This window comes from Clostridium sp. TJA085 (genome assembly GCF_058310235.1).
The window spans coordinates 1,254,920-1,272,787 of the sequence record NZ_JBZEEZ010000001.1; the positions used below are offsets into that span (position 1 = coordinate 1,254,920).

Consider the following 17,868-nt stretch of genomic DNA (forward strand, 5'->3'; position numbering starts at 1 on the left):
ACTACCTCCTCTTTTAACCCTAAATTCCCCTAAAATCTTCAATTTTCTTAATTATATCACTCTAACTCTAATACTTAAAGCATTACACGCTTATTTTCTAGTCGTTTAGTGATTTGAAGCTTATCTAATTCTTCTAGGAAAGCTAGTGCAATTTTTCTATTAGTATTTAAAATATCTCTGCACGTAGCAAGGGTTATTTCACCTTTTTCTTTTAAGTGTTCTTTTATTTTTATTTTCCCAATATTAAATGATTTATAACTTAATATAACTCCATCATTTAAAATAACTATGTCTTTTTCTTCTTCTAAAAACTTTAATATCTTAAAATATAATGAATCGTTTATTTTATACTTCTCTTTAAGTAATTTTATATCCACAGAAACAAAACCTTGATTTAATTCAGTAATCAAAGCATCTTTAAACTTTTTTTCATTTAATCCTAATCTTTTATTAAAACCTTTTAGAGAAACTATACCTTTTTGAATATTTATTATATCTTCAGATTTTATAGCATTTAAAAGCTCATTAAATTCATTTATCTTAAGTTCTTTTACTAATAATTTTTTTCTTAATTCTTCTTTAGACATTCCATTTTCTAATGGATTTTTCTTATGATAATTTGAAAGAATAATTTTAAGGTCTTTTAATATTATATCTAATTGTTTACTATAGATTATAATTTTTTCATTACAATTTAATACTTTAACATATTTTTTTTCTGTTAATTTATTTATTTCATTATCTATTTCATCTAAATTACAATTTATATTATTAAGTAAATCTTTTAAATACATTAATTTTTCTTTCTTTAATAAATCTAATATTCTCTCTTCTAATGTTCCTTTTTCCTTTAATATAACATTATCTTTATACTTTTCTATATCTTTTCTAAACTTTTTACCTTTTGCCTCTATTATTTTCCCTCCACCTAAATTATAAACAGGTGAATAATTTCTTATATAATAGCTATCATTTTTTTTAACTAATATTTCATTTTCTAATCTTAATTGTATATATTTATTTTCTAAATCTAAAGGATATAATCTTCCTATAACTTCTTTTGTTCCACTATATACTCTAACTCTCTGGCCTTTTTTAATTTGCTTCTCTTTTATCTTATAAAAAGAACAATCTATTATAGAAGATGTTTCTAAATTTAAATTACTACTTAAAACCTCACCTCTTTTTATATTATCCTTTGAAACATTAGTAATATTTAAAGCACATCTATTACATTTAATACATTCAAATATTCTTTTTCCATGACTTTGAACTTCACGAACTCTAATTTCCTTTAATGATGGATAAAGTTTAAGTATATCTCCTTCTTTAACCTTTCCTTCTATTATTGTTCCTGTAACAACTGTCCCTGAACCTTTAACTGTAAATACCCTATCCACAGCCATTCTAAATTCTTCTTCATATTCTTCATCATCAATATTTAAAAAAAGATTTTCAAGCTCTCTTATAAGATTCTCAATTCCAAACTTTGTTTTACTTGATACTTTAACTATAGGTACATTACAAAGATTTGTATTTTTAAAAGCTTCTCTTATATACTCAATTGATAATTCTTGTATTTCTTCATCACAATTGTCACATTTAGTTAGTGCTATTATTCCTTTTTTTATTCCAAGTCCTTCTATTATTTGAAGATGTTCTATTGTTTGCTCTCTAACACCTTCATCAGCTGCAATTACAAATAAAACTGCTGATACACCAGTAATACCAGCAATCATATTTCTTATAAATTTTTCGTGACCTGGAACATCAACAAAATCGATTTTATTTCCTGATGGTAATTTATAATTAGTAAAGCCTAAATCAATTGTAATTCCTCTTATCTTTTCTTCTTTAAGTCTATCTGTATTAATTCCAGTTAACGCTTTTATAAGTGATGTTTTTCCATGATCTATATGTCCACAAGTTCCAACTATTATCGTCTTCATATACTTTCACCAATTCCTTTAAAAGCTTCTGTTATAACTTCTATATCATCATTAATTAAGCACCTTCCATCAATAATTACCTTCCCCCCATTTATTCTAGTAATTATAGGTATACTATTATTTCTAAGTTTTTCTTCAATTTTATTTTCTTTTATTAAATTACTATCTATCTTAAGTACAAAAGTGTCAAATTCTGAGGTAGGTAAAGCTCCTCCACCTACTAATGATTTTTCTTTTGCCTTTGTTATATTAAATTTATTATGTAAAAATTTAAGTTTGTCTTTTAATTTATCTATATTATCTTCAATAGCATCTAAATTTAATGTTAAAAGTTTAAGTGTTGGAATGCTTAAATAATCTTCTAAAATATAATCTTTTAAAGTTCCTTCTAAAGCTGCTAATGTAAACTTATCTACTCTCAATGCCCTATTTAGTTGATTTTTCTTTATCTTTTCTATCCAAAAAGACTTACCAACAATTATTCCACACTGGGGTCCACCAAGTAATTTATCCCCACTAAAAGTAATGATATCAACACCTTCATTAACATATTCTTTAACTGTTTTTTCATCTTCTATTCCATTTAAATTTATTCTTTTAATTAATCCGCTACCTAAATCCAAAATAACTGGTATTTTATTTTTTTCTTTAATACTAATAAGCTCTTTTACCTCTACTTCTTTTGTAAAACCTAATATTTTATAATTTGATGTATGTACTTTTATTATTGCACCAGTTTCTTCACTTATTGCCTCTTGATAATCATTTATGTGTGTTCTATTTGTTGTTCCAACTTCTTTAAGTATTCCACCACTTAATTTCATTATTTCAGGAATTCTAAAAGAACCACCTATTTCAACTAATTCCCCTCTTGAAATAATTCCTTCTTTTCCATTACATACAGTATTTAAAGTTATAAGAACTGCAGCAGCATTATTATTTACAATTAAAGCATCTTCAGCTCCAGTTAAATACTTTATATAATCTAAAACATTATCATATCTACTTCCACGTTTTCCCTCTGAAAGATTATATTCTAAATTTGAATAATTATTTGCAACTTCATTTAAAGCTTCAATACTTCGTTTTGATAAAATCGATCTACCAAGGTTTGTATGTATTACAGTTCCTGTACAATTTATAACTCTTTTTAATTTAAAATCTTCTATTTGTTTTATGCTTTTTCTAAACTCCATTAAACATTGTTCTTTCAAAGAAAAAACGGGGGAATAATCCCCCATTTTTAAAATATTTTCTCTTACAATATTTATGGAGTTTCTAAGATTTTCTACTACTAATTTCCTAGGTAGTTTTTCTATATATTTTTTAACTTCATCTTCCTTTAAAAGTACATCTACCTTTGGTAAATTTCTTAATAGATTCATAAAAGCCCTCCATTTTATTTATAAACTTTTATCTTACTATTATGCTGTATTCTTCTTTTTCTTTTACTTCTCCAATAATCCAAGACTTTATATTTTTTTCTCTAAATTCTTTTAATATTTTATTACCTTCTTCTATACTACATGATATAAGAAGTCCACCTGATGTTTGTGGATCAAATAAAATATCTTCAAGCCATCTTTCCACATTTTCTAGCTTATACTTATCTTGTATATAATACTTATTTTGATATGTCCCTTGTGGTACAAGTCCAAAATCTGCATATTCTTTAGCTTCTTTTATGTAAGGTATATTATCTTTATTAATACAAAATGTCATATCAGAACCTTCAGCCATTTCATAAGCATGACCTATAAGACCAAAACCTGTTATATCAGTGCAAGCTGATATATCATATTTTCTTATAACTTCCCCTGCATATTTGTTTAAAAGTGACATCCACTTTATAGCTTCATCTAAGCTTTCTTTTGATGCCATTTCTCCCTTAGCAGCTGTGTTTATAAGACCTATTCCTAATGGTTTTGTAAGTATTAATATATCTCCCTCTTTTGAGCCACAGTTCTTAAGTATTTTATCTGGATGTACAACTCCTGAAACAGAAAGCCCATATTTTGGTTCATCATCCTGAACAGAATGACCACCAATTACAACAGCTCCTGCCTCTAATACTTTATCAGCTCCCCCTTTAAGTATTTCACCAAGTATTTCTCTATCTAAACAATTTGGGAAACATACTATATTTAATGCAACTTTAGGTTCGCCACCCATTGCATAAACATCACTTAAAGAATTTGCCGCTGCAATTTGTCCAAATGTATAAGGGTCATCAACAACTGGAGTAAAGAAATCTAATGTTTGAATAAGTGCTATATCATCACTTAACTTATATACAGCTCCATCATCTGATGTATCAATTCCTACTAGTAAGTTTTCGTCTACCATTTTTGGTATACTTTTTAAAATATTTGAAAGAGCACCCGGCTCTATTTTAGCTGCTCAGCCTGCAGTCTTTGCATAATTTGTTAATTTAATCATAACTTTACCACCCTTTCTTAAAGGTTATATATAACTATTTTACATCATCCTTTAAGAATTTCAAAATTTAAAGCTATATTTATACTAAACCGTTATAGATTCTTTTATTTTTAAAAATGTTCCTTCACCAATTCCACTTACATTTTTTATATCTTCTATAGACTTAAATCCACCATTTTCTTCCCTATATTCAATTATAGCTTTTGCCTTTGAAGGTCCAATTCCATTTATATTATCAAGTTCATCTAAACTTGCAGTATTTATATTTATCTTACTATTTTCCTTTGAATTACTTTTCTTACCTGAATTAACCGTAGAATTGTTACTTCCACTTATTATATTATTATCTAAAGTAGCTTTCCCTGACTCACTATTATCATTATTACCTTCTTTCATTTTCTTTACTTCCTCCTTACTTGGAATTACTACACACTTATTATTTTCAAGCTTTTCTGCTCTATTTACAAATTCTAATGAAGCATTTTTTGTTACTCCACCTGCCTTTTTTATTAAATCCTCAACAATACTTCCTTCATTGAGATAATAAACTCCTTGGTTTATAACTTCTCCTTTTATATCTACAGCAATGCTTCTATCTTTTAATGAAATTTCCTCATTATCTACATTATTATCTTTTGCTTTCTCATTATCTTTAAAAACTTCAGAAATTTCACTTTTATTATCACTTTTACTTACGTCCTTTGCTTCTTCATCTACAAACATTTCTTCATGACCTTTATTACCATTTAAATCTTCTCTACCTCCATTTATATATGAAAACAAAGAAAATCCACCTATTATAATTGCTAAACTTATTAAACCTAAAGTTCTCTTATCTAATTTCATATAATCACCTTAATAACATTTTTTTCTAATTATTCACATTCTAGAAACAAATTATTCCAAAATTGTGGATTAAGAATATTTTTTTTGTTACAATATTCTCATAAATTTAAAGACAAGGAGAAATTATGAAAAACACATTTAAAATTATATGTAGATTTTTATTTTTAGCATTGATTTCACTTAATGTTTTTACTATTAATGCATTTGCTGAAGAAAAACCTCCAAATTTAAATGCAGAATCAGCACTTCTTATGGATGCTAAGACAGGGCAAGTATTATATTCAAAAGAAGCTAATAAAAAGCAATTTCCTGCATCAACAACAAAGGTTTTAACAGCTTTGGTTGTTTTGGATAATGCTAAGTTAACGGATGTAGTTACAGTTGGTAAAAACCCACCATTTGCTGATGGAAGCTCAATCGGATTAAAAGAAGGTGAAAAATTTACTGTAGAAACTCTTTTAACAGGACTTCTATTAGAATCAGGAAATGATTGCGCAGAAGCTTTAGCTGAATATGTTGGAGGAACAACTAGTAATTTTGTAAAAATGATGAATGAAAAAGCAAAAGCTCTTGGTTGCAATGATTCAAATTTTGAGAATCCAAGTGGTTTACCAAATGATAAACATGTATCAACAGCTTATGATTTAGCTCTAATATTAAAAGAAGCAATTAAAAATCCTGATTACATTAATATATCTAGAAAAATATCAGTAGAACTTCCACCAAGTAACTTAGATAAAGAAAAGAGATGGGCAAATAATCATAATCACTTAATAAATAAAAACTCAAAATATTATTATAAATATGCCCTTGCTGGTAAAAGTGGTTATACAGATGTAGCAAGACATACTTTTGTAATATCAGCACAAAAAGATAATAGAACTTTAATCGCAACTTTCTTAAAGGCTGAAGATAAAAATAAAAACTTTGAAGACATGGCAAACCTTTTAGATTATGGTTTTAATAATTTTACAGAAATTAGTTTATACAAAAAAAATCAAAATATAGAAAATATAAAACTAAATAATAATATGAATTTACCTATATACATAGATAGAGATATATTAATCTCTGCTCCAAATTCAGAAATTAATAAGGTAAATACTACTTTACAATACGAATTACCTAAAAATATAAAAAGAAAACCATTAAAATTAGGTGAAACAATCACAACTGCTGATATACTTGTTGATGGTCATTTATTAACTAAAGTTAATTTATTAAGTGGAATAGATAGAGAATATAATTTTAAAATAGCAATTACTGAGCTTTTTAATAGAAATAAAATTATTATAATTCCTTTATCTATTACTTTAACAATATTAGTTTTACTAATTTTAAGAATTATATATGTTAAAAAGAAAAGAAAAAAATTAGCTTTTGAAAAAAAGTGGAAACATATAAGAAATAGAAAAAGATAACTTTATAAAACAAAAATTTAAATACCTTAATTTTTATTTTATAAATAATTATATAGATAAATAACACCTAATAAGATTGACTACTCTTATTAGGTGTTATTTTTATTTAATCATATATTCTTCTATTATTAAATATTCAAAATTCAGAACTTTATTATTATAAATTAAGATAAAATAATTTTAATTGAAATTATTTTAAATAATGAACCTTTTAGATTTATACTAAATACAGATTAACTTAAAATAATATTATTTTATCTTTTCTATAAGCTCTTTAAAATCATCTGGCATTTCAGCCCTAAGACTTAAAGGTTTCTTATTTCTTGGAGATTCAAAGTCTAATCCATATGCATGAAGTGCTTGCCTATTTATAAGATCTAACTCATTATCTCCATCTCCATAAAGAAAATCTCCATATATAGGATGACCTAAACTTGATAAATGAACTCTAATTTGATGAGTTCTTCCTGTTTCTAAAAGACATTCAACTAAATCTCCACCATTAAAACTTTCTAATACTTTATAGTGAGTTATGCTTCTTTGACCTCTTTCATCAACAACTCTCTTTATACTGCTAAAGCCATCTTCTTTTTCTGGTCTATATATAGGAAGGTCTATAGTACCTTCCTTTTCTTTAAGATTTCCATGAACTATAGCAAGATATCGCTTTTGCATTTTATTTTCTTTCATATCCTTTGATAAAGCCATATGTGCATATTGATTTTTACCTATTACAATGAGCCCTGATGTATTCATATCAAGTCTGCTTACAAGTCTTACAATACATCCTTGACCTGTTTCTTTAAAGTAATTAATTACTCCATTTGCTAATGTTCCAGATTGATATGTCTTAGTTGGATGAACTACCATAAAAGGTCTTTTATTTATTACTAAGATATCTTGATCTTCATAAACAATATCTAAATCCATTTTTTCTGGTACTATATCTTGACTTTCTTCTCTATCCAAATTTATTTTAACTTTATCACCTTCAGAAAGATTAAAACTCATCTTTACAGCTTCATCATTTACAAAAATTCTTTTTTCTCTTGCTGATCTTCTTATAAGTCTTGAAGATAATCCAAGTTCATCTTTTAAAAAATCTCTTATATTCACACCATTATCTTTTGATGTTACACATTTCTCTAAGGTATTCATCTATCCCTAAAATCCTCCTAGGTTTAACCTTTAATAATTTTTAGCATCGTCTCCAAGTACAATTATTACATCATATCCTGGTTCTTCATATCTTGAATCTATAGATTCAATTTTATTTATAGCTGTAAACTTCTTTTGAAGCTCAGATTTTATATTATCATTATTAACCATAACAACACTTTGCTTTACAAGATTAGTATTTCCAGTATCAACATTAGTATATCCTAATTGGTTAAGTTGAACTTTATAAGTTGCAGCTAATCCACTTATTTTTGTACCATTTAATACTTTAATCCTTACATCTTGAGGTGATATTGGACCACTATCGCCATTTGAATTTAAAGAATTTATAAGTTGCTGATTAGCTTGTTTATTAAATACAAAGTATGACTGACCTGAAATCATTTGTGGAGTTCCCTTTATTGTAGTCATATTTATATTTCCTGCTTTTAATGTCATAAGCTTCAATGCATATTTGAATATAGTAGTTCCTGGCATATTTGTTTCAATATTTGTTTCCATTACCTTAAGTATTTTAGGCATTTTAAATATTATAGCCGGAGTTGCACACTTCTTAACAACTTGAGCTAAAAATTCATGTTGATTTTTTATTCTATCTATATCTCCATTTGGAAGCCCTGTTCCATCATTATTTTTTCTCCATCTAAAGAACTCTTCAGCCCTTTTACCATCTAAATGTTCTTCAGTTCCTTTTTTAAATTTTATACGTAAATTTTGAGATTTATCAGTGTAGTCCATATCATATTTTATTTTCATATCAACTCCACCTATTGCATCAATAAAATCTCTAAATGCTGCATAATTAACCTTAACTAAATAATTTACATTAACGGATAAAATATCTTGTACTTCTTTAATTACTCTTTCATCTCCCCCTATAGGGTAAGCTGCATTTATCTTCCACCTACGTCCATTTATATAAATCATAGTATCTCTAGGTATAGATACTATATTTACTTTTTTTGTTTGTGGATTAAAATTTATAAGCATCATAGTATCTGTTCTTTTTATTGATTCATCATTTGGATTATTAACATCTCCAACATCTAATCCAAGAACTAAAATATTTACAGTTTGATTCATTGGAACTGGATTAGGTTTTATTATATTATCTGTGCTTACTTTATCTAAAAGCATTGCAATCCTAACGCCAGTGACTAATGTAATTAGAAGTATAGCAGCAATTATTATTCCTATTATTCTTTTAAAAGTAATTTTTTTCTTTCTTTTAGGTTTCTTAGAAGGCTTATCCTTTAACCTTTGATTCTTTTGAGGTTTTTTTCTTGAAATTACTCCATCATCAACTCTTCTTCTTGCATCATTTGCAGGAATTGATCTCCCTCTTCTTAACTCCTGTTCTCTGTTAGAACGTCTTCTCCTAATAACTTCTTCTCTTTCTGCCATCCTTTTTCTTCTTCTAGGATCTACATTTTTCCTATCATCTGCCACTTTAGTTCCCCCCAATATAATTTTAAGTTAAAGTTTATTCATAACTAAATAATTTCTTGCTTTAATAGTATTTATATCTATAAGTTGGCCATTACTTAGTAAATATTTTATAGTGTGTTCCATCCCCATAAGAACTCCACTATCTAAATCCTTTAAAACTTCACTTCTGATTTTATCTACTCCATCATAAGTTCTTGAAGGTTCAATCATATCTGCAATATAAATAATCTTTTCAAGTTTACTCATATTTTCTTTACCTGTAGTATGCCATCTCATAGCTTCAAGTACTTCTTCATCATCTATATTAAACTTTTCTTTGGCAATTATTCTAGACACTATTCCATGCCAAAGCTCTGGTGTTTTTTTCTCTGTTAACGTTAATTCTATATTATTATCTTCAATAATTTTTGATAATTCTTCTTTTGATAAATTCTTTCCAATATCATGAAAAAGCGCAGCTTCTTCTGCTTTATACTCATCTACACCATTTAACTCAGCTAATTTTTTAGCTGTAGATACAACACCTAAAGTGTGCATATATCTTTTAGGTTTTAAATTTTCCTTTAAGTAATCATAAATATAACTAAAATCCATATTACTTCTCCTTATAATAAAGCTTTTCTCTTTCAATAACTTTCATTACCCTTTCTGGTACAAAAAAATCTACTCTATCCCCATTTTCTATTCTTTTTCTTATTTCTGTTGAAGATATTTCTAAATCAAGTACATTTAAAAATATAATTTCTCCATTATATTTCTTCTCTGCTAATTCTTTTTCCTTTTTTAAATCTGATTCTTTAAATCCTGGTCTTGTAAATACAACAAAATTACATAAAGAAAATATTTCAGTTACATTTTTCCACTTATGTAAGCTTACAAGACAATCTGCTCCCGTTATAAAGTATAACTCAACATTATCCTTATTAAAATACTCTAAAGTTTTATAAGTATAACTTAATTCTTCTTTTTCTATTTCATAATCTGAAACCTCAAAATCCTCAAAATCTTTTATAGCTTCCTTTACCATTTCATACCTCAAAGAAGCCCCCGTTACCTTCTTATTTAGCTTGTGTGGGGGACTTCCATTTGGTATAAATATTATTTTATCTAAGTTTAATCTCTTCTTAGCCTCATAAGCTATGTAAAGATGAGCATTATGGATAGGATCAAAGGTTCCTCCTATAATCCCATACTTCTTCATTACTTTCTATTTTTAGCTTTTCTTGGTATTTCTATTTTTGGATTTTTTGATGATCTTTTATATAAAACTATCTTACTTCCAATCGCTTGAACACCTTCACATTTTAACTTTTCACATATATAATCTGAAGCTTCTCTAGCTTCAAGCCCACTATTTTCTAAAACTTTTATTTTAATAAGTTCTCTTTTTTCTAAAGCATCTCTTACTTGATTTAAAAAAGTTTCCTCTATTCCATTTTTACCAATTTGAAATATAGGTTGCATATCATTAGCTAACCCTCTTAAGTAAGCTCTTTGTTTTCCTATTAACATCTAAAATCCTCCTATAGTATATATTCAAATTCAAAGTCGTTAAGATTTACCATGTCACCATCTTTGATTCCCATTTCTCTTAACTTATCTAATACTCCCTTATTCTTTAATACTTTATGGAAGTATCTTAATGAATCAGCATCATTTACATTAACTGCACTTAAAAGTCTATCTACGAAACTTCCAAATACATAGTAAGTATCGAATTCGTCACCTTCTTCGACTCTAACATCATAAGTAAATCTCTTTTCATCTGGTACATATCTTTCATCTTCTGAAATTTCAAGTCCTGTTATAGGAATTTCTTTAAGCATTCTTGCACATTCTTTAATTACTTCATCAACACCTTCTCTAGTTGCTGCTGACATTTTGTATACTTTATCAAATCCTAATTCTTTAACTTTTCTTTCAAATTCCTCAAATACACCTTCTTCAAATACAAGATCAATTTTATTTGCAACTACTATTTGAGGTCTATCCCAAAGTTTAACAGAATATTTTTTAAGTTCTTCGTTTATCTTTAAGAAATCTTCAAAAGGATCTCTTCCTTCAATTCCTGAAAGATCCACAACATGAACTAATAATCTTGTTCTTTCTATATGTCTTAAGAATTCAAGACCAAGACCAACACCTTCACTTGCTCCTTCAATAATTCCTGGAATATCAGCCATAACAAATGGTTCTACACCTTCAGCTGCAACAACCCCAAGATTTGGCTTTAATGTTGTAAAGTGATAATTTGCTATCTTTGGTTTTGCTTTTGTTGTCATTGATAAGAATGTTGACTTTCCTACATTAGGAAATCCTAAAAGACCAACATCTGCAAGTAATTTAAGCTCTAAGATTATGTTCATTTCTTCTCCAGGCATTCCAGGCTCAGCAAATGTTGGTGCCTGTCTTGTAGGTGTACAGAACTTACAGTTTCCTTTACCACCCTTTCCACCTCTTAATACAACATATTCATCGTCTTTTTCTGAAAGATCACATATAATCTTATTACTTTCAGCTTCTCTTATAATTGTACCTAAAGGTACTCTTATATAAAGATCATTTCCATCTTTTCCGTAACATTTTGATCCTCCACCATTTTCTCCTGGCTCTGCTACGAATTTTCTCTTATATTTAAAATCCATTAATGTAGTGATTCCTGTATCAACTTTAAAGATAATACTTCCGCCTCTACCACCATCTCCACCATCTGGACCACCAAGTGGAACGTATTTTTCTCTTCTAAATGAAACATTACCGTCTCCACCTTTACCAGATTTAATAAAGACCTTGGCTTTATCTATAAACATGCTCATAATTTCACCTCTCCTTTTGTGAAAATTTATTTTTTAAATTTAAAATATATCTGCAAAAAATTTATATTCCTCTTAGTATTATTTCCATAGATAATAAATTAAATATATTCAAATAAAATATTTTCTTAATTATATCATAATACCGTTATATATAAACAAAAAAAGATTACAAATACATTTTAAAAATCTTTTTTTATATTTAAAAAGCACCCAAATTCATGGGTGCTTTATATTAATAACTATTATTCAGCTATTACTTCTACGTTCATTGGGTAAACAGAAGCTTTCTTCTTGTCTCTTCCCATTCTTTCGAATCTAACAACTCCATCGATTTTAGCGAATAGAGTATCATCCTTACCCTTTCCAACATTGTTTCCTGGGTGGATTTTAGTTCCTCTTTGTCTAACGATGATGTTTCCAGCTAAAACGAATTCTCCGTCTGCTGATTTAACACCAAGTCTTTTTGACTCAGAATCTCTACCGTTCTTTGAGCTACCTACCCCTTTTTTGTGGGCAAATAATTGAAGGTTCATTATCATCATGTCACTACACCTCCTCTTTTAATAAATTTATATATTCTCTACGTTTATTAATTCCAAACATTTCATCCAAGCTAAAAATTACACTTTCTAGACTCTTCTCGAAAGTTTTAAGTAAAACCTGAGACTGCTTTAATTCTTCTTCCGAAAAATCAGTTAAGTCTAATTTAAGGTATCCATCAGCCATTTCATATGTACAGTTAAGCTTTAAAACTTCATCTATACCTATAAGAACACTTTGTGATAAGACTGAAACTGAGTTACAAACCATATCAAAAGCTTCTCCTACCAATAAAACATCATTATTAAAATCTCTGTCTTCTGGCATTGCATGACTATCTATAATGAAACCTATTATATTATCTTTTTTTCTTAAAATCTTTGCACTAATCATTTGACTATGCTTCGATCTTTTCGATAACTAATTTAGTGTAAGGTTGTCTGTGACCATTCTTTCTTCTGTAGTCCTTTTTAGCCTTATACTTGAATACTGTAATTTTCTTAGCTTTTCCTTGTGCTACAACTTTAGCAACAACTTTAGCTCCTTCAACCATTGGCTTTCCAACTGTTAAAGTTTCTCCATTAGAAACAGCTAATACTTCTGTTAATTCAACTTGTGAGTCAACTTCAGCGTTTAATTTTTCAACGAATAATACGTCTCCCTCTTGAACTCTGTATTGTTTTCCTCCAGTTAATACTACTGCGTACATTAAAACACCTCCTCATAACGGTCTCGCCACTACGGGTACAAAGATATAATTCTTTGTTTGACAAAAAACCCTATCGTGAGCGGTTTACTAATTAAAGTTAACATACCTATTTGTCATTGTCAATATTAATTTATAATTTATTGTAAATAGTAATAAATTACTACTAATTTATAAATATATTTTTAGATATTATTCATTTTCATAAAAAAATTATATAACTATATTAATCGGCTTTAAACTTTAAATTAAGCTTTAAAAATTTAAATAATTTAAAGTTTATACTAAATAAATATAATTACAAATAAAAAGTTAGAAATATAAATTACAATCTTAAAATATTTTTATTTAAATATATAAATCTTATTAATATCTTTCTATTCCTTTTATTTTATAATCTTCTAAAGTATTCTTTTGACTTTGAAATATTATAGGCTCTATTTTGTAGCCTTCTATTCCTTCTGAAAACTTTAAGAATATTTCTTTATCTAATCCATCTATATTTTTAAGGAAACTTACCATATCTCCACTTACTGCCTCTTTATAATTACTATCAATTTCTATAAAGAAACTTTCTATAGTATTTTCTTCTACTGCTTTTAATATATCATTTCTTATTAAGTCTTCTATATAAGATAACTTCAATATATTTCCACTACCTTTACATCTTGGACATGCTTCTTCTATTGAATCATAAATACTTTTTCCTCTACGTTTTCTTGTTATTTGAACTAAATCAAGCTCTGTAAAAGGATAAATTTTACTATTACCTTTATCAGCTTTCAAAGCATCTTTAATAGCTCTCATAACTTGAATTCTTTGTTTTGGGTCTCTCATATCTATAAAATCAATAACTATTATCCCACTTAAATTTCTAAGAAGTATTTGCTTTCCAATTTCCTTTGCTGCTTCTAAATTAGTTTGAAGTATTGTTTTATTTAAGTTTCTCTCTTTTATATTCTTTCCACTATTTACATCAATAACATACATAGCTTCTGTTTTTTCAATAACTATATTTCCACCACAATTTAACTTAACTTTATTATGTCTAAGTTTTAGTATTTCTTTCTCTATATTATAATAATCAAATAGTCCTCTAAAACCTTTATATAATATAACTTCTATATCTTTTTCTCCATCAATAAAGTTATTAGCTAAAGCTTCATCTTCTTTGTTATCAACATATATTTTTATATTACCTTTTGTTATATTGTCTCTTAGAACTTTATTTAATAATGCATCTTCCCCATATACCTTTGAAATTTCTGTACTAAAGTTAAGCTTTCTATTCATATTATCTAATATATCTTTAAGCTTATCCCTTTCTTTCTTAAGTATTTCTATAGGTACATTAGCGCCTTCAGTTCTAATAACTATATTAACTCCTGGAACTTCTTCAATTTCTGCAAGTATAAGTGTTTTCTTAACTTCATCATTAAATCTTTTTGAGAATGATATACCACTTTCACCATAATTAAATACTAAATATTTACCTGGTATACTAAATTTATTTGTTACCTTAGCACCTTTTTCATTTAAAGGCTCTTTTAGTACTTCTACTAAAAGTTCATCACCTTTTTTTATTCCTTGTTTTTTAAGTTCCTCACTAAAATACATATATCCTTCTCTTTCAAATCCTAAATCAACAAATATTGAATTTATAGCAGGAACTATATTTTTAACTCTTCCTTTGTATATTTCACCAAAGGAAGGCTCTTTACTTTTTTCTTCTATAAAACATTCTTCCAATTGTTTATTATCTTTTACAGCAACCCTTAAAGAATTCTCTCTTCTTTCAACAAAAATTTCTCTCATAACTTCCACTTCCTATATACATTTATAAAGAGGTACTAAAACGTCATCTTTAAGCAAGTACATTTCTTCTCTCTTTATTTGAACGAAAGCTTCATCATTACAATTACTTGTATTTTCTTTTATAAGTTTAACTAAAAGATCTGGTGATAAATGAACTCTACTTCCTGAGCTTATTAATATGTTTAGTACTACTTCATTATCTTTAACCCAATATTTTAATTCATGAACTAACGGTTTTATATCAACTTCACTTTGACCTTTCTTAGTTCTTTTTGTCATTACCCAATCTTTTTTCTCTAGAAGATTTTTCATTTCTTCTTCAAATTTTGATGTATCACTATATTCTATTTTAACTGTATATCTAGCCCCATCAACAAGTGCCATTGATTGAGGAACTTTTTTTTCATTTGGTATTAATGGAATTTTTATAGCTTTTAAAAATTTAATTCCACTTGCTGTTCTTTCATTTAATTTATTTAAAACTTCTTCTGTATCAAGTTCTTCTTTTAGAACTATATCCATATACTCCCCTTCTGAATATACTCCAACTGAAAGTGGTTGTGCTATTGAAAGAGTCATATGAGGATTAAATCCCTTTGAATATTCTATTGGAAGACCTGATCTTCTTATTATTCTTTGTATTGTTCTCATTAAATCTAAATGAGCTACAAATTTTATATCTGCTTCTTTAGTGAACTTTATTAGATATCGCACCTTCAAAACACTTCCCTTCTTTAAAGTTAACGTTAATTCCACATCCTGTACATCCTTTTCTACAGTTTTGTGTAAGTTCAACTCTCTTAGCTTTTTCATTTTCATTAACTAAGTATGATCTATTAACACCAATATCAATGAAGTCCCAAGGTAATATTTCATCATAACTTCTTTCTCTATAAGCATAGAAGTCTCCATCAACATTACACTCTGCTAATGCTTCAAGCCAAGCATCAAAATTAAAGTATTCTGACCATCCATCAAATCTACATCCTTTTTCAAAAGCCTTAATTAAAACATCACATAGTTTTCTATCTCCTCTTGCAAATACAGCTTCCATATATGAAGTCTTTTGCGCATGATAGTTATATGTTATAGCTCTTGATTTTATTGATCCTTTAACAGCCTTTATTTTTTCTGTTACTTCTTCCATTCTTTCCATAGGTGCCCATTGGAATGGTGTAAATGGCTTTGGTACAAGTATTGAAGTACTTACTGTAATTCTAAGCCCTTTCTTTCTAACGTTCTTTGGAATTTCATAATATTTCTCTACCATTTTTTCTGCAAGCTCACCAATTGCCTCACAGTCTTCTATTTTTTCATATGGAAGTCCTATAATGAAATAAAGTTTAATTGTACTCCATCCATTTTCAAAAGCACTTTTTGTAGCTTCAAGTATTCTCTCTTCTGTTAATCCTTTATTTATTACATCTCTCATTCTTTGAGAGCCTGCTTCTGGTGCAAAAGTTAATCCTGTTTTTCTTACCTTTTGAATTTCCTTTATAAGATCAACAGAGAAAGCATCAACTCTTATTGAAGGAAGTGATATCCCAACTTTATTTTCACTATGTTCTTCCATTAATCCGTGTATAAGACCTTCAATATCTGAATGGTCACATATACTTAATGAAGCAAGTGATATTTCTTGATAACCAGTTGTTTTAACCAATTGTCTTGCTTGTTCTAATAAAGTTTCTCTAGTTTTTTCTCTAACAGGTCTATAAATCATACCTGCTTGACAGAATCTACATCCGTTTGTACATCCTCTTGCAGTCTCTAAAACTATTCTATCGTGAACAACTTCTGTATAAGGAACAATCATATCCTCTATTGGGAAATCAACCTTATCAAAGTTAGTTATTATTCTCTTTTTAACAACTTGTGGAACATCATCATATTTAGGCTTAAATTCTTTTATAGTTCCATCTTCATTGTAAGTTACATTATATAATGAAGGTACATATATTCCTCTTATTTTTGATATTTCTCTTAAAAATTCTTTTTTCTTACCCTTGCCTTTATATTTTTTATATACATCAAGTACATCATTCATCATTTCTTCGCCTTCACCAAGTTCAAAGAAATCAACTATGTCATATAAAGGTTCTGGATTATAAGCACAAGGACCTCCAGCCATAACTATTGGCTCATCTTCTCCTCTTTCTGATGCTCTTAAAGTTATTCCTGACATATCAAGCATATTTAGTATATTTGTATAACTCATTTCGTATTGTAATGTAAAACCTAATATATCAAATTTATCTAAAGAATCTTTAGTTTCTAAAGCGTATAGAGAAACATTATTTTTTCTCATTTCTTCTTCCATGTCTGGCCATGGCGCAAATACTCTTTCGCAATATGTATCTTTTCTTTCATTTATAGTATGATAAAGTATTCTTGTACCTAAGTGAGACATTCCTACTTCATAAACATCTGGAAAACAAAAAGCAAATCTAATATCTACTTCTTCTGGATTTTTAATAACTTGATTAAGTTCTCCACCAACATATCTAGTTGGTTTTTCAACTCTACATAAGATGTTATCTGAAATTCTATTCATTTAATTACATCCTCCTAAAAATTACTCTATATACAGATTATTAATTAAGTTGTTTTCCACTTATCTTTCTGTATACATCCCTATATTCTAGCATAAATTAAAATTTAGTTCTACTAATAAATTAATGGATAAATCTCTTATAAGTATTAAATTA

At 27.7% G+C, this 17,868-nt stretch carries 17 protein-coding genes; 1 reads left to right on the forward strand and 16 read right to left on the reverse strand.

All coding sequences use genetic code 11. From position 1 onward, the window contains the following. Window positions 1–74 precede the first annotated feature (74 nt). From selB to AC4FQW_RS06415, 4 genes are all read right to left on the reverse strand, one after another. Window positions 75–1,949: a selenocysteine-specific translation elongation factor gene (gene selB / locus AC4FQW_RS06400; RefSeq protein ID WP_491147947.1), complete on the reverse strand. Its 1,875-nt coding sequence runs from the start codon at window positions 1,947–1,949 to the stop codon at window positions 75–77. Beyond that, complete coding sequence (gene selA, locus AC4FQW_RS06405; protein WP_491147949.1) at window positions 1,946–3,334, reverse strand: L-seryl-tRNA(Sec) selenium transferase; 1,389 nt, start codon at window positions 3,332–3,334, stop codon at window positions 1,946–1,948. The genes selB and selA overlap by 4 nt, the downstream gene beginning before the upstream one ends. 28 nt (window positions 3,335–3,362) lie before the next feature. Beyond that, on the reverse strand, window positions 3,363–4,388 hold the full coding sequence (selD, locus tag AC4FQW_RS06410) for a selenide, water dikinase SelD (RefSeq protein ID WP_303129885.1): 1,026 nt from the start codon (window positions 4,386–4,388) through the stop codon (window positions 3,363–3,365). A gap of 84 nt (window positions 4,389–4,472) precedes the next feature. Beyond that, window positions 4,473–5,234 carry a helix-hairpin-helix domain-containing protein gene (locus tag AC4FQW_RS06415; protein ID WP_491147951.1) on the reverse strand — a complete coding sequence of 254 codons (762 nt, stop codon included), beginning with the start codon at window positions 5,232–5,234 and terminating at the stop codon, window positions 4,473–4,475. Window positions 5,235–5,359: 125 nt separating this feature from the next. Here AC4FQW_RS06415 and AC4FQW_RS06420 point away from each other — a divergent pair, with 125 nt between their 5' ends. Then, the gene (locus AC4FQW_RS06420; protein ID WP_491147953.1) at window positions 5,360–6,655 is read left to right on the forward strand and encodes a serine hydrolase; all 1,296 of its coding nucleotides are present in this window, start codon (window positions 5,360–5,362) and stop codon (window positions 6,653–6,655) included. Window positions 6,656–6,904: 249 nt separating this feature from the next. Here AC4FQW_RS06420 and AC4FQW_RS06425 read toward each other — a convergent pair whose 3' ends face one another. The 12 genes from AC4FQW_RS06425 to AC4FQW_RS06480 form a co-directional block, all read right to left on the reverse strand. Further along, on the reverse strand, window positions 6,905–7,813 hold the full coding sequence (locus AC4FQW_RS06425) for an RluA family pseudouridine synthase (RefSeq protein WP_303129892.1): 909 nt from the start codon (window positions 7,811–7,813) through the stop codon (window positions 6,905–6,907). Window positions 7,814–7,843: 30 nt separating this feature from the next. Next, window positions 7,844–9,283 (reverse strand): LCP family protein, encoded by a 1,440-nt coding sequence (locus tag AC4FQW_RS06430; RefSeq protein WP_303129894.1) that lies wholly within the window; start codon window positions 9,281–9,283, stop codon window positions 7,844–7,846. 27 nt (window positions 9,284–9,310) lie between these two features. Further along, the gene (gene yqeK, locus AC4FQW_RS06435) at window positions 9,311–9,877 is read right to left on the reverse strand and encodes a bis(5'-nucleosyl)-tetraphosphatase (symmetrical) YqeK (RefSeq protein ID WP_491147955.1); all 567 of its coding nucleotides are present in this window, start codon (window positions 9,875–9,877) and stop codon (window positions 9,311–9,313) included. A 1-nt stretch (window position 9,878) separates the two neighbouring features. Next, window positions 9,879–10,484, reverse strand: coding sequence for a nicotinate-nucleotide adenylyltransferase (gene nadD, locus AC4FQW_RS06440; RefSeq protein ID WP_491147957.1), 606 nt, complete (start codon window positions 10,482–10,484; stop codon window positions 9,879–9,881). Continuing rightward, window positions 10,484–10,795 carry a YhbY family RNA-binding protein gene (locus tag AC4FQW_RS06445; protein WP_303129901.1) on the reverse strand — a complete coding sequence of 104 codons (312 nt, stop codon included), beginning with the start codon at window positions 10,793–10,795 and terminating at the stop codon, window positions 10,484–10,486. The genes nadD and AC4FQW_RS06445 overlap by 1 nt, the downstream gene beginning before the upstream one ends. A gap of 11 nt (window positions 10,796–10,806) precedes the next feature. Next, on the reverse strand, window positions 10,807–12,093 hold the full coding sequence (gene obgE / locus AC4FQW_RS06450; RefSeq protein ID WP_303129909.1) for a GTPase ObgE: 1,287 nt from the start codon (window positions 12,091–12,093) through the stop codon (window positions 10,807–10,809). 248 nt (window positions 12,094–12,341) lie between these two features. Continuing rightward, window positions 12,342–12,641, reverse strand: coding sequence for a 50S ribosomal protein L27 (gene rpmA, locus AC4FQW_RS06455; protein WP_024613334.1), 300 nt, complete (start codon window positions 12,639–12,641; stop codon window positions 12,342–12,344). A gap of 4 nt (window positions 12,642–12,645) precedes the next feature. After that, window positions 12,646–13,032: a ribosomal-processing cysteine protease Prp gene (locus AC4FQW_RS06460; protein WP_303129907.1), complete on the reverse strand. Its 387-nt coding sequence runs from the start codon at window positions 13,030–13,032 to the stop codon at window positions 12,646–12,648. 4 nt (window positions 13,033–13,036) lie between these two features. Beyond that, on the reverse strand, window positions 13,037–13,348 hold the full coding sequence (gene rplU, locus AC4FQW_RS06465; protein ID WP_024613332.1) for a 50S ribosomal protein L21: 312 nt from the start codon (window positions 13,346–13,348) through the stop codon (window positions 13,037–13,039). 363 nt (window positions 13,349–13,711) lie between these two features. Next, on the reverse strand, window positions 13,712–15,160 hold the full coding sequence (locus tag AC4FQW_RS06470) for an Rne/Rng family ribonuclease (protein WP_491147961.1): 1,449 nt from the start codon (window positions 15,158–15,160) through the stop codon (window positions 13,712–13,714). A 12-nt stretch (window positions 15,161–15,172) separates the two neighbouring features. Next, window positions 15,173–15,874 carry a TIGR03936 family radical SAM-associated protein gene (locus AC4FQW_RS06475; protein WP_491148167.1) on the reverse strand — a complete coding sequence of 234 codons (702 nt, stop codon included), beginning with the start codon at window positions 15,872–15,874 and terminating at the stop codon, window positions 15,173–15,175. Then, on the reverse strand, window positions 15,849–17,714 hold the full coding sequence (locus AC4FQW_RS06480) for a TIGR03960 family B12-binding radical SAM protein (RefSeq protein WP_303131025.1): 1,866 nt from the start codon (window positions 17,712–17,714) through the stop codon (window positions 15,849–15,851). Before AC4FQW_RS06480 ends, AC4FQW_RS06475 begins: the two co-directional genes overlap by 26 nt. Window positions 17,715–17,868 lie beyond the last annotated feature (154 nt).